Origin of the sequence: Tenacibaculum dicentrarchi (assembly GCF_964036635.1) — a bacterium.
Lineage (GTDB): Bacteria > Bacteroidota > Bacteroidia > Flavobacteriales > Flavobacteriaceae > Polaribacter > Polaribacter dicentrarchi.
The window spans coordinates 559673-573560 of record NZ_OZ038524.1 but is presented as its reverse complement, the minus strand read 5'-3'; the positions used below and the strand labels follow the sequence as shown (position 1 = coordinate 573560).

Genomic DNA, 13888 nt, shown 5'->3' with positions numbered 1-13888 from the left:
TTATTTAGCCACCACAGCTATAGTATTTAAAATTTTATCAAAAAAATAAACATTATGCAAATTACAACAAACTTTGATGCTGGTAATATTACCCTAATATCACAGCAACAAAATAGCGCACAATTAAACATTAGAAAAGATACCAATTCTCATTTTTTTCAATGGTTTAATTTTAAAATCACCGATATTACCATAGGAGAAACCTATACTTTTTGTATTGAAAACGCTAGTGAAAGTGCCTTTGCCGATGGTTGGGAAAATTACAAAACCAACGCTTCTTACGATGCTAAAAATTGGTTTCGTTTACAAAACACCGAATATAAAAACGGCAAACTTTACTTTAGTATCACCCCTACAAAAAGCGAAGTGAGTTTTGCTTATTTTACGCCTTTTACCTACGAGCAACATCTTAATTTAGTAGCAACAGCAAGTAAAAGTAATTTATGTACAACCACTATTTTAGGCGAAACTATCAATAAAAAACCCATAGAACTTTTACAATTCGGTACACCTAGCGATACCAAGAAAAATATCTGGATTATTGCACGTCAGCATCCTGGAGAAAGTATGGCGGAATGGTTTGTCAACGGGATTGTAAATCGTTTTGTTGCTGAAAACATTTCAAAAGATACTACCATTGATAAACTACTAGAAACCTGCTGTTTTTATATCATTCCGAACATGAATATTGATGGAAGTATTGCAGGAAATTTACGTGTAAACACCTTAGGAATTAATTATAATAGAGTTTGGGAAAACCCCAATAAAGCTACTGAGCCAGAGGTTTTTTATTGCAAACAAAAAATGCAAGAAACAGGTGTTGATTTTCTATTAGATGTTCATGGCGATGAAGCAATTCCTTATAATTTTGTAACCAGTTTAAGAGGGATTCCTAGTGTTACTGATAAAATCTTATCAGAAGAAATACGTTTTAAAAATGAATGGATGTCGGTAACTCCAGAATTTCAAGATGTGCATAAATATGAAGATAGCTTACCTAATATGGCAAATTTAGCGGTTTGTTCTTATCAAATTGGTGAACTTTTTAAAGCACTTTCTTTTACCTTAGAAATGCCTTTTAAAGATAATGACGATGTTCCTGAACCAACAAAACAATGGTCTGATAAACGTTCAGAAGCATTAGGTGCTTCTTTTTTAACAGCGTTAGAAGGATTTTTACTAGGGATTAAAAATTAAAACCGTTAAAAAACTATGAAAACTACTTTTAAAATAAGTTATCAAATAAATGATCTCGCTAAGCTGAAAGGTCAATTTATTTTTGATAAAAAATCAAATACGGCGGTAATCAGTGAAAATGATATCGCAATTATTTTATCTGAATTAACGGCATTAATTATTTCTTTAAAAAAGAAACATAAAATATATCAATTTAATTATAGCATTGGTTTAATCGATGAAAATAATAACATTGATACGCCAAAAATATTATTTACTGATGAAAAAACACTTTTTAATGAAGTGTCAAAATACAGTGCTTTAACATCGGCAACAATTACATATCTTCAAGCAACTGACCACGGCGAATATGATTCGAGAATTTGGGAAGATTGCGAAAATCCGCTAGGAACACAAGCTATTTTATCGTTAGTTACTAAAGATAAAAAATGGATGCCTGAATATATCTATTTTTTAAGAACCTGCGATTTAGACCACGAAGTAAATCAAGGTAGCGACATCGAAGAACTTATTGAAAAATACCGATGGAACGAAGAAACTTGTACCCTGGCAATTGCTCGATTAATAACCTGCTGCGGGCAACATGGAAGTGAACAATTTGAAGATTTCTTAGAGGATGGTTTTTCTGATTATATTCAAGAAAATAAACCCTTATTTCTTGAAAAATTAATAGAAGAATTTAAATATGCTTTAGATAGTGACAGCTGTTATTCGCCAAGTTTAAATGCCTCAAAAGAAGATTATTTGAGTGAATTTTTTGAATATATCGAAGCGCTTAATAGTATTTTTGATAAAAATGATTTTGATAAAATAAATACCTACCTTTTAAAGTATTGGGATGATTTTAATGCTAAAGAATAATAGAATTTCTGTTTTTTTAGAGAGTTATTGGCTTTGCGTTAGCGATAGAGCGGTTTGTTTGAGCTCTTTTTTGTTTTTTTCAAACAAAAAAAGCGAGTAGCGAAAGCGCGACCCTTGGGTAACGCCCAAAATATTTCTGGTAAAATACCTAACAAAAAAGAGCGTTTACAACTATGTAAACGCTCTTTTAAATTTTTAAAAGATACTCCTATTTTATTCTAAAGCACCTAAATAACGCTCAGCATCTAGGGCTGCCATACATCCTGAACCTGCTGCTGTTACTGCTTGTCGGTATTCTTTATCTTGAATATCACCTGCTGCAAAAACACCTGGTAAATTGGTTTTAGTCGATTTTCCTTTGGTAATTAAATAGCCAACTTCGTCCATATCTAAAACATCTTTAAATAAATCAGAATTTGGTTTGTGTCCAATAGCGATAAAAACACCTGTTACCGAAATTTCGGTTGTCTGCTTGGTTTGATTGTTAATCGCACGAACTCCTTCAACAACATTATCGCCTAAAACCTCATCGATTTCGGTATTGTATAATACTTCGATATTTGCTGTTTTATTCACACGATGTTGCATTGCTTTTGATGCTTTCATGTAATCTTTTCGAACCAATAAGGTCACTTTATTACAAATATTTGCTAAATAAGTTGCTTCTTCGGCAGCAGTATCACCAGCTCCTACAACGACAACATCTTGCCCTTTATAGAAAAAACCATCGCAAGTAGCACATGCCGAAACTCCACCACCTATTAAACGTTGCTCGCTTTCTAAGCCTAAATATTTAGCGGTTGCCCCTGTTGATATAATAATTGTTTCCGCTTCTATTTCAATAGATTCATCGACAATTACTTTGTGGATTCCTCCTACTTCGGTACTCAAATCAACCTTTGTAACCATTCCAAAACGAACGTCAGTTCCAAAACGTTCTGCTTGTTTTTGCAAATCGTTCATCATTGCAGTTCCGTCGGTTCCGTTAGCATATCCTGGAAAATTATCAACTTCGGTAGTTGTTGTTAACTGCCCACCCATTTGCATTCCGGTGTACATAACAGGTTTCATGTCTGCTCTTGCAGCATATATTGCAGCGGTATATCCTGCTGGTCCTGAACCTATAATCAAACATTTAATTTTTTCTGCCATCATCTAATTTTTTGGTCTTACAAATGTAATTTTTTTTTATCGCTATTATCTTTTTTTAATATCTATTTTGATTATAAAACCATAAACGAAAACTATTTTAATTTTTTTTTAAAAAAATAATATTTTTTTATTGCTAATCTATTTATTTGTTGTAAATTTGCACACCGATAATCGTACGGGGTGTAGCGTAGCCCGGTCATCGCGCCTCGTTTGGGACGAGGAGGTCGCAGGTTCGAATCCTGCCACCCCGACTAAAAGACTTAAGATATTTTTCTTAGGTCTTTTTTGTGCGCTTTATTTAAAGTAATTATTTTTTTTAATGATTTCATTTTTATGTAATTTCGTGATACTTGAGGATTTAAAAACACTAGTATTCTTCCTATTTTACTAAAACACACCATAATGAATATAGAGCAACTTCGTAATTATTGTATGGCTAAAAAAGGCGTTACCGAGCATTTTCCTTTTGATAATATTACGCTTGTTTTTAAGGTGATGAATAAAATGTTTACTTTAACTAGCTTACATAGTTGGGAACAAGGCGAAGCTAAAATAAACTTAAAATGCAATCCTCAGTGGGCTTTAGAACTTCGAGAAGAATATGAAAACATACTTCCCGGATGGCATATGAATAAAAAACATTGGAACACCATTTTAATAAACAATACTATTACTGATGCTTTTATTTTTGAATTAATAGATCATTCTTATAGCTTAGTTGTAAAAGGTTTGACAAAAAAAGCACAAACAGCACTTCATTTACTATAAATTATGGATAAAAAAACACTTAGAAAAATATATAAACAGAAAAGAACGGCATTAACTGCGCAAGAAATAAACGTATTTCAAGAAAGCATTTACGAGCAAATTTTCAATGCAGAAATGATTGATTTCAATGCGATAAATAATGTTCATTTGTTTTTATCTATGGAAAAATTTAAAGAAATTGATACCCAACCTATTATTGATTTTTTCAGAAGTAAAGGAAAAAAAATAATTGTTAGCCAATGTAATTTTACTGATGATTCGCTAACTCATTTTTATTTAGAAGAAAATACGGAATTAAAATTAAATAAATTCGGCGTTCCCGAACCTGTAAATGCTACAGAAGTTGCTGTTACAGAAATTGATGTTGTTTTTGTACCGATGTTAATTTCTGACATTGAAAATTACCGAGTTGGTTATGGGAAAGGTTATTACGATCGTTTTTTAGCCGATTGCAGAAAAGATACCAAAATAATTGGGCTTAATTTTTTTGCTCCAATTTCCGAAATTACCGATTGTAATAAATATGATATTCCTTTAGATTTTGTAATATTTCCTACATAAAAAAATCCCGCAATTTGCGGGATTTTTAATTTTATATATTTAATTTCAATAAATTATGAACAAACTATCCGTTCATCGAAATTAAAAACTCTTCGTTATTTTTAGATACTCTAATTCTGTCATTAATAAAAGTCATTGCTTCTACAGGATTCATATCGGCTAAATATTTACGCAGCACCCACATACGTTTTACCGTTTTTGGGTCTAATAATAAATCGTCACGACGGGTACTTGATTTAATTAAATCAATGGCTGGGTAAATTCTACGGTTCGAAATATTACGATCTAATTGTAGTTCCATATTTCCTGTTCCTTTAAATTCTTCAAAGATAACCTCATCCATTTTCGAGCCAGTTTCGGTAAGTGCGGTAGCTATAATTGTTAACGAACCTCCATTTTCAATATTACGAGCCGCTCCAAAAAAACGTTTTGGTTTGTGTAAAGCGTTGGCATCAATACCCCCTGATAAAATTTTACCTGAAGCTGGTGCAACCGTATTGTACGCTCTTGCTAAACGCGTAATTGAATCTAATAAAATAACTACATCGTGTCCACATTCTACCAAACGTTTTGCTTTTTCTAAAACAATATTTGCAACACGAACATGTTTATCGGCAGGTTCATCAAAAGTAGATGCAACCACTTCTCCACGAACATTACGTTTCATATCGGTAACTTCTTCGGGTCTTTCATCAATTAATAAAACAATTTGATATACTTCAGGGTGATTTGCCGCAATTGCATTTGCCACATCCTTTAATAACATTGTTTTACCCGTTTTTGGTTGCGATACAATCATACCACGTTGCCCTTTTCCGATGGGAGAAAATATATCAATAATTCTAGTTGATAAAGAACTTCCTCTTTCGGCTAAATTGAATTTTTCATCTGAAAACAATGGTGTTAAATGTTCAAAAGAAACTCTATCACGAACAATATTCGGGTTTAAACCGTTAATTTTTGATACTCTAATTAAAGGGAAGTATTTTTCACCTTCTTTGGGCGGACGAACATTTCCAAGAACAGTGTCTCCTGTTTTTAGTCCGAATAATTTTATTTGAGATTGTGAAACATAAATATCATCGGGCGATGATAAATAATTATAATCTGATGAGCGTAAGAACCCATATCCGTCAGGCATCATTTCTAAAACACCTTCACTTTCTATAATTCCGTCAAATTCAAAATCAGGGTCTCGGTATTTGTTAGCGCTTTTATGTTTTGGTTTATTTTGATACTGATTTTTATGTTGTGGTTTTTTACCTACCTCAACAGATTCCCTTGGTCGTGGCACTGTTTTTTTGGGTTCTAATTGGGTTCTAGGTTTTGTCCCTTGCTTTTTAGCCGCCTCAACCTCAGCCCTTGGTCTTGGTCTTGAAGTTGTTTTTTTAATAACTATTTTTGAAGTTGTTTCAACAGCTTCTTTAATATCTACAGCTGGTTGAGGCACTTTTTTAATTATTTTTTTTTCAACTGATTTAACAATCTTTTTTTTAGAATTTTCTGTTTTTTCTTCTTCAACTTTTTCAACAACTTTTTTTACAGGTTGCTTGATAGTTTCTTCTGATTTTTCAATTCTTTTTCTCTTAGGTTTTTCAGCTATTGGCTTAGCTTGGTTAGCGCTAACACCAACTTCTGTTTGTGCGTCTAAAATTTTATAAACCAAATCTAATTTCTTTAATTGACTTACTTTGGTTAAACCTATTGTTTTTGCAATTACTTGTAAATCTATTAATTTTTTAGTTTTTAATTCTGAAATATCGAGCATTGATAAGATAATTAAGTTATACAATCCTTTAAGAAAAAGGATTTAATTGTATTTAAATTTTTATATGGTTTCAATTATATAGGAACTATATAATTATTTTACTGTGTGCAGGTCTTATTATTACAAATATATACAAATAATTTAACTTGTAATATTTCTTTTTAAAAAAATAAATATTACATTTGCTATCCAATAAATCACATGATACAAAGAAAACAATCTATATATTTATTAATTGCGGTATTAATTTCTGCTGGTTTAACTGCTTTTTGTAGTATTTGGACTAAATCAGAAGCAGATACACCTGTTTACATAATAAATTTATTTTCAGGAGCTAGTTTTTTAGAAAAAATAACACCCGTATTATTTTTTCTTTCTGCTTTATTATCGGCTGTAACGCTTTTTTTATTTAAAAATCGTGAGTTGCAATTTGTTTTAGGGCGTGTTAACATATTGATTAACTTTTTTTTATTAGGGATATTAATATATCTTTCACAAACATTATCTGGAGAAACTTTAGTTTCTGAGAAAGGTATTGGGATGTTTTTTCCAATTCTTGTTATTTTGCTGTTAGTTTTAGCAAATAAAGCCATCAAGAAGGATGAAGATCTTGTAAAATCTGTAGATAGATTACGATAAACCTATTATATTAGTATATTTAGTGCGAAAAAAAACCGGAATCTTTGATTTCGGTTTTTTTATTTTTAAAAACCTACTAATCAAGATGCCAATACCTAAAATGTTAATGAAATGTTAACAAAATTAGGGTTAACCCTAATTGAATTAGGGTTAACCCTAACAATTAATTAGGGGTATTGGGTATTGTGTACAATAAATACATGCTATAAATTTGTAAACGAAATAACAATGAATCAAAAGATTAAAGTTCACATAGCTGATGACCATAAAATCTTAATAGATGGAGTCATCGCCTTATTAAATACAGAGGATAACTTTGAAATAGAAGGATACTCTTTAACAGGTAAACAGGTAGTAAATTGGTCGACTAAAAACAATGCCGATGTACTAATTTTAGACATTAATATGCCTGAAATGGATGGAATTGAAGTTTTAAAAACGTTTAAAAAACGTAATATAGAAATTAAAACAATAATTCTATCTGGCTTAAGTGATGCTAAATTAGTGCAACAAATGGTTTTATTAGGTGCTAATGGATTTATCGATAAAAGTTGTGCTAGTGAACATATTATAGAAGCTATAAAAGATGTGTATAATGGTGCACAATATTTTAGTGATACTATTAAAACTAACCTATTGGAATTGTATGTTTCTGAAGCAAAAATTGAAGAAAATCTTTTAAATAAAGAAGAATTAACAGAAAGAGAAATTGAAGTATTAAAGCAAATAGCTTTAGAAAAAAACTCCTCTGAAATAGCACTACATTTATTAGTGAGTGTAAAAACGATAGAAACATATCGTAAGAGTTTATATAGAAAATTAAAAGTAAAAAATGTAGTAGGTTTAGCGATGTACGCTGTGAGAAACAATATAATATAAAGTAATAGTCCCCCGTAATATAGCACTATACATTATAAAAGTACATCGTTAATGACTACTAAATTAAATAAATATGAAATAAAACTTAGCGATGTACTTGTTAGTAATACCTAACATTTTTAAAAAACCCTTCATTTTGTTTTGATTATCGTACTATGTTTTTTTAGTGCATCGCTTTTTTATACTATTAAAAAGAATAAACTAAACCTAGTAAATTATGATTAAATTAATCCCATTTTTAGTAGCTTCAACCTTAATTTTAACATCGTGTTCTTCTAACCAAACAGAAGCTCCTAGTGCTCCACAACAAAAATTATTAGAATCTTACAGTCTTAAAAGAGATGCAAATGGCGCATATTCTATCGATTTAAAAACAACAAATTATACCGATGTAACTAGCCTTAAAAATAGCGAAAATACTAATGAAATTATTTTATCAGAAGCAAGCAACAAAACGGCTAAGAAATACAGTAATAATTTTTTAATAGAAAATGAGCAGTTAGTTATTGGGTTTTTAGATGCTAATAAAGGAAATAGAAAAAAAATAACTATTGAAGACCAAAATAGTAACCTTTCTAAAAGGAATATTACCGAATTTTTAAATTCTTATAGTGTTACCGAAAATAACGATGGTACTTATTTACTTTCTTTTAAGGTTAATAACAATGTTGCTACAACGTTTACCTATAATCAAGAAATAGCAACCTACGAAGTTCATTTATCTGAAGGAAATACTACTCAAAAAGATTTCTCAGAAACTATTGCTCTTTCTCCTAATGAAAATACCTTAAGAATAGATTTTGTAAATCATAAATATTCAACAATAAATAAAGGAATTACGAGTTCTCGTAAAGCTATGGGAGCTTATGGTAGAAAACCAAGACTTATAATTGAAACAGGAGAAGATGGTGAATAACTTAAAACAGTCTTTTAGATAGAATGAAAAAATATATTAAAAATAACCAAACGATTGAACTAATCATCTTCTGGTTATTTTTTTTTATTTCCTCTAACACAATTGCTAATATTAAGCCCCCTACTAAATCAAACCAAAGCTCTATTGTTCAGAATGATTCTATTCTAAAAAAAGAATATCAAAATATATTAAAAAAATATAAAAAAAGAGAATATATTTCTCCTCTTAAAAATAGTTTTTTATTATTTGAAGCTAGTAAAAAAAATAAAAATCACAGGTTATCTCACCTAATAGCTAGATTAATTGGCGATATTTATAATAAAACTAATAACTACAAACAATCATTAGAGTTTTATAAAAAAGCACTTTATTTTCTTAAAAAGAATAAAACTATAGATACAGAAAATTTTTCTGCTAAAATTTATTTAAGAATTGGAAGTGCCTACCAAAAAAATCATAAAAATCTAAAAAACAAACAAGTAAAAGAAGAAGCAAATAAAGATTCCGCTATATTTTTCTATAAAAAATTACAAAAAATTAACTCTATAAGTAAAGAAAGCTTAAAACATAAAGCTTTTTCATACATCAATTTATCAAATATATACCAGCAAGATTCTCTTTTTGAAAAAGCCGAAATCTTTGCTTTAAAAGCAATTAAAATTCATAAAAAAAGAGCTGATAATGTAAAGCATGCAAGTTCTTTAAACAACCTTGCTAGTATTTATTTATCTTTAAATCAATTCAAAAAAGCTAAAAATACCTACTTAGAAGCTATTAGCTTAATACAAGATAATAACAGCTCTATAGCTGTTAAACATAAATCTACATTATACTACAATTTGGCGTGGGCTATGCGGAATTTAAAAGATTATAAAGCCTACGATTATCAAGAGTTATCATACGATATTGAAGACAATCAACGAGAGAAAGAAGTTCGAAGTATTATTGAAGAGATAACCGTAAAACACAAAGAAACTTTAGAACAACAAAAAGTAAACTTAGTAAAAGAACAAAGAAAACTTGTAGAAGCTAAAGATAATAAAACAACATGGTTATTTGGTGCTTTAAGCTTATTGGTTATCATTATATCGGCAGGTGTTGTTTATAACTACAAACTTCGTCAGAAAAACTTACAACTAAAACTTTCTGAAAATAACTTACGAGAACAACAGGCTATTGAAAAACTGAAATCAGAAACACAAACAAAAATATTAAATGCTACTATTGATGGTAAAGAATCTGAACGAAAACAAATAGCAGAAATTTTACACGACAATGTAAGTGCCTTATTATCATCGGCAAATATGCACTTAGGTGCCTCAAAAAAACAATTTAAAAATAATGTTCCTGTTGAAATTGAAAAAACACAAGCAATTATATTAGAAGCTTCTAAAAAAGTTAGAGATTTATCACACAATTTGGTTTCAGCTGTTTTATTGAAATTCGGTTTAGAATATGCTTTAAAAGATATTACTAAAAAATACTCTAACCATCAATTAAGGTTTGATGTTTCTGCTCAAAATATTGATAGATATCAACAAGATTTTGAAATGAAAATATATAATATTATTCAAGAACTTATAAATAATATTCTAAAACACAGTGAAGCTAGCTATGCACAAATAATTATAAAACAACATAATGATGCACTAAGTATTCTTGTTAATGATGATGGAATTGGATTTTCTATGGTTAACTCGGCAATTAATAACGGTATCGGTTTAAAGCAAATATCGGCAAGAATTGAAATGATGAAAGGTACATTTACCATTAAGTCGGATAAAAATAAAGGCACAAAAATAACTATTATTGTACCTGTTCAACATAAAGAAACATTTGATTTTTCATCAATAAGTTAACGTTTAGCTAATTCTATAACTTCCATATTTTTTATTTCTCCTTTATCTAACTCAAACCTTAACATAGTTCTTATTTTATGAAAACCATGCTTTCCTGCTGCTCCTGAGTTTAAATGTAATAAATTAAATTTTTTATCGTATTGTACTTTTAAAATATGTGAATGACCACTAATAAATATTTTTGGCGTTTTTTTTTGTAACTCCTCCCTCACTCTAGGTTTATAAGCATTCGGATAACCGCCTATATGCGTAATCCAAACTGAAACACCTTCTATAGTAAATTTGTTGTCTAACGGAAATTCTGCTCTGGCATTATTATCATCAATATTACCGTAAACGGCTCGTAAAGGTTTGATTTTTTTTATGGTATCGGTAACTTTTAAATTGCCAATATCACCCGCATGCCAAACCTCATCGGCTTGTTTTACAAATTTTAATATTTGGTCATCGATGTAACTATGCGTATCAGAAAGTAGTAGTATTTTTTTCATTATAACAAAACTAATCAATGTGAAGTAAATTTTAGTTTCTTTTTGAATTTATAAAAAGTAGCACAAATGCCTAGCCCCGATTGAAGCATTTGTTTGAGCTCCTTTTTTTGATTTTTCTTCAAAAAAAGAGCGAGTGCGAAAAGCGGGAAATTGCTTCAAAAAATAATTATCTAAAATAAAAATTCTGTAGATATTTATTTGAATAGCCACAACAAATCAAGCTATTATTTCATAATTTAGCCACTTAAATTTTGTAGTTTTTTGAGATATTTTATTGAATTAGCGTATAAAGGAAAAAATTATCATGGTTGGCAAATACAACCTGATGCAGTTTCGGTACAAGAAAAAATAAACAAGGCTATTAGCACTGTTTTAAGAGAAAACATAAGTATTACAGGCGCAGGAAGAACAGATGCTGGCGTACACGCATCGCAAATGTTTGCGCATTTTGATACCGATGTGGTTTTAACCAATAAATTTGCCTTCCGATTAAATGCACTTTTACCTGATGATATTGTAATTTTTAACTGTAAATTAGTACACAATGATGCACATACTCGTTTTGATGCAAGTAGCAGAAGTTATGAATATAAAATTTGGCTTGGTAGAAATCCGTTTTCATTAGATACCTCTTGGCAATTATATAATCAGAAATTAGATATTGAGTTGATGAACCAAGCCGCCAAAATTTTATATGAACATGAAGATTTTGAGTGTTTTTCGAAGGTGAAATCTGATGTGCATACCTTTAATTGTGATGTTACCAATGCCGTCTGGGAGTTAAATGGCAATGAATTGACATTTCATATTAGCGCAAATCGATTTTTAAGAAATATGGTTCGTGCCATCGTTGGTACTTTAATCGATATTGGAACAGGCAAAACAACAATTGATGATTTTAATAAAATTATCGCTAGTAAAAACAGAAGCAACGCAGGAACATCAGTTCCAGCAAAAGGATTATTTTTAACTAAAGTAGTATATCCCTATATATAGTGAGTAAAAAAACAGGAAAAGCGTTCGATATGAAAATTTTTGTAAGACTTATGAGTTTTGCAAAACACTACCGTACACGATTTATTATAGCAGCAACCTCTACCATACTTTTAGCAGTATTTGCAGTGTTGAATCCTGTTATTTTAATGATGGCTATCGATGATTTTACAACTCATAAAGATTTAACTCGATTATTGTACTACACAATAGCCATGTTAATTACTTTATTAGTACAAGTTTTATTTCAGTTTAGCTTTATTTATTACGCAAACTGGGTAGGACAACATATTATTCGAGATATCCGAAAGAAAACATTTCGGAAAATTTTATCTTTTAAAATGAGTTATTTTGATAATTCATCGGTAGGAAAATTGGTTACTCGTGTTGTTTCTGATATTGAAACAATTGCAAATTTCTTTTCGCAAGGAGTTTTTATGATTATTAGTGATATTTTAAAAATGGTTGTTGTTATTATAGTAATGCTATACACTAACTGGAAATTAGCACTTATTGCACTAGTAACCTTACCTATTTTAATTTATGCTACAAAAATATTTCAAATAGCGATTAAATCAACTTTTCAGGATGTACGAAATCAAGTAGCAAACCTCAACGGATTTGTTCAAGAAAGAGTTACAGGAATGAAAATTGTACAGCTTTTTAATCGTGAGAAAATAGAATATCAAAACTTTGTTAGCATTAATGATAAACATAAAAAAGCCTACATAAAAACGGTTTGGTACTACTCTATCTTTTTTCCAATTGCCGAAATTTTATCATCAATAGCTATTGGTTTAATCGTTTGGTACGGCGGATTGCAAGTTATTGCAGATAACGCAGTATCGGTTGCTGCCATTATTGGTTTTATAAAAATGGCACAAATGTTATTCAGACCGCTACGTCAAATTGCCGATAAATTTAATCAACTACAAATGGGAATTGTAGCTGGTGAACGTGTTTTTGATATTATTGACACCGAAAGTTCAATAACCAAAAGCGGAACAATTACTACAAATAATTTAGAAGGAACTATCTCTTTTAAAGATGTACATTTTAGTTATATTAAAGGAGAAGAAATTTTAAAAGGCATTTCTTTTGATGTTAAAAAAGGAGAAACAATTGCCATTGTTGGAGCTACAGGTGCAGGAAAATCAACTATTATCAATTTAATCAATCGTTTTTATGAAATAGATAGCGGTACTATTTGCTTAGACAATATATCTGTTAATGATTACGAAATAGATGCTTTGCGTGAAAAAATTGCCGTTGTTTTACAAGATGTATTTTTATTTTCTGATACTATTTTTAATAATATCTCTTTAAAAAATGAACATATTACTTTAGATGAAGTAAAAGAAGCTGCTAAACAAATTGGTATTCATGATTTTATTATGAGCTTGCCTAATAATTATTCGTATAATGTTAAAGAACGTGGAGGAATGCTATCTTCAGGACAGCGACAATTAATAGCCTTTTTACGTGCTTATGTTAGCAAACCAAGTATTTTAATTTTAGATGAAGCTACCTCATCGGTTGATACTCATTCCGAAAAAATGATTCAATATGCTACTGATAAAATCACCAAAAACCGAACATCAATAGTAATTGCCCACAGATTAGCAACTATAAAAAAAGCAGATACCATTATTGTAATGGATAAAGGTAATATTGTTGAAAAAGGTAGTCATACCGAGTTACTAAACAAAGAAAGTGGCTACTACAAAAATTTATATAAAAAACAATTTAAAACTGAAATTAATTCGTAATTAGTTTGTTTACAAATCGCAATACAATACATTTG

Annotated in this window: 13 protein-coding genes and 1 tRNA gene; 11 read left to right on the top strand and 3 right to left on the bottom strand. The window is 29.9% G+C overall.

The features are described from left to right. Positions 1 to 54 precede the first annotated feature (54 nt). On the top strand, positions 55 to 1197 hold the full coding sequence (locus tag ABNT14_RS02535; RefSeq protein WP_101902660.1) for a M14 family metallopeptidase: 1143 nt from the start codon (positions 55 to 57) through the stop codon (positions 1195 to 1197). A 15-nt stretch (positions 1198 to 1212) separates the two neighbouring features. Beyond that, positions 1213 to 2058, top strand: a complete 846-nt coding sequence (locus ABNT14_RS02530) for a hypothetical protein (protein WP_101902661.1) — start codon at positions 1213 to 1215, stop codon at positions 2056 to 2058. Positions 2059 to 2271: 213 nt separating this feature from the next. On the opposite strand, the gene trxB is transcribed toward ABNT14_RS02530, so the two are convergent. Further along, positions 2272 to 3210: a thioredoxin-disulfide reductase gene (gene trxB, locus ABNT14_RS02525; RefSeq protein ID WP_058884412.1), complete on the bottom strand. Its 939-nt coding sequence runs from the start codon at positions 3208 to 3210 to the stop codon at positions 2272 to 2274. Between the two features lie 176 nt (positions 3211 to 3386). Between trxB and ABNT14_RS02520 the strand changes: the two genes are divergently transcribed. The 3 genes from ABNT14_RS02520 (at position 3387) to ABNT14_RS02510 (ending at position 4539) form a co-directional block, all read left to right on the top strand. Beyond that, positions 3387 to 3461: transfer RNA gene (locus tag ABNT14_RS02520), tRNA-Pro, on the top strand. 151 nt (positions 3462 to 3612) lie between these two features. Further along, on the top strand, positions 3613 to 3978 hold the full coding sequence (locus tag ABNT14_RS02515) for an MmcQ/YjbR family DNA-binding protein (protein ID WP_101902662.1): 366 nt from the start codon (positions 3613 to 3615) through the stop codon (positions 3976 to 3978). A gap of 3 nt (positions 3979 to 3981) precedes the next feature. After that, complete coding sequence (locus tag ABNT14_RS02510) at positions 3982 to 4539, top strand: 5-formyltetrahydrofolate cyclo-ligase (RefSeq protein WP_101902663.1); 558 nt, start codon at positions 3982 to 3984, stop codon at positions 4537 to 4539. Between the two features lie 64 nt (positions 4540 to 4603). Here the strand turns inward: ABNT14_RS02510 and rho are convergent, their stop codons facing one another. After that, positions 4604 to 6307, bottom strand: coding sequence for a transcription termination factor Rho (gene rho, locus ABNT14_RS02505; RefSeq protein WP_101902664.1), 1704 nt, complete (start codon positions 6305 to 6307; stop codon positions 4604 to 4606). Positions 6308 to 6508: 201 nt separating this feature from the next. Between rho and ABNT14_RS02500 the strand changes: the two genes are divergently transcribed. The 4 genes from ABNT14_RS02500 to ABNT14_RS02485 all read left to right on the top strand — a co-directional run bounded on the left by ABNT14_RS02500 (position 6509) and on the right by ABNT14_RS02485 (position 10600). Continuing rightward, on the top strand, positions 6509 to 6946 hold the full coding sequence (locus tag ABNT14_RS02500) for a DUF4293 domain-containing protein (protein ID WP_101902665.1): 438 nt from the start codon (positions 6509 to 6511) through the stop codon (positions 6944 to 6946). Between the two features lie 228 nt (positions 6947 to 7174). Beyond that, positions 7175 to 7825, top strand: coding sequence for a response regulator transcription factor (locus tag ABNT14_RS02495; protein ID WP_101902666.1), 651 nt, complete (start codon positions 7175 to 7177; stop codon positions 7823 to 7825). A 217-nt stretch (positions 7826 to 8042) separates the two neighbouring features. Further along, positions 8043 to 8741 (top strand): hypothetical protein, encoded by a 699-nt coding sequence (locus ABNT14_RS02490; protein WP_101902667.1) that lies wholly within the window; start codon positions 8043 to 8045, stop codon positions 8739 to 8741. 23 nt (positions 8742 to 8764) lie between these two features. Further along, entirely contained in the window at positions 8765 to 10600 is a 1836-nt protein-coding gene (locus tag ABNT14_RS02485; RefSeq protein ID WP_101902668.1) for a tetratricopeptide repeat-containing sensor histidine kinase, read from the top strand. Here ABNT14_RS02485 and ABNT14_RS02480 read toward each other — a convergent pair. After that, complete coding sequence (locus tag ABNT14_RS02480) at positions 10597 to 11091, bottom strand: YfcE family phosphodiesterase (RefSeq protein ID WP_101902669.1); 495 nt, start codon at positions 11089 to 11091, stop codon at positions 10597 to 10599. The genes ABNT14_RS02485 and ABNT14_RS02480 overlap by 4 nt on opposite strands. Before the next feature lie 261 nt (positions 11092 to 11352). Here ABNT14_RS02480 and truA point away from each other — a divergent pair, with 261 nt between their 5' ends. Together truA and ABNT14_RS02470 are read left to right on the top strand one after the other, a co-directional pair. Further along, positions 11353 to 12087, top strand: coding sequence for a tRNA pseudouridine(38-40) synthase TruA (truA, locus tag ABNT14_RS02475; protein WP_101902670.1), 735 nt, complete (start codon positions 11353 to 11355; stop codon positions 12085 to 12087). 29 nt (positions 12088 to 12116) lie between these two features. After that, positions 12117 to 13853, top strand: coding sequence for an ABC transporter ATP-binding protein (locus ABNT14_RS02470; RefSeq protein ID WP_370425186.1), 1737 nt, complete (start codon positions 12117 to 12119; stop codon positions 13851 to 13853). Positions 13854 to 13888: the final 35 nt, after the last annotated feature.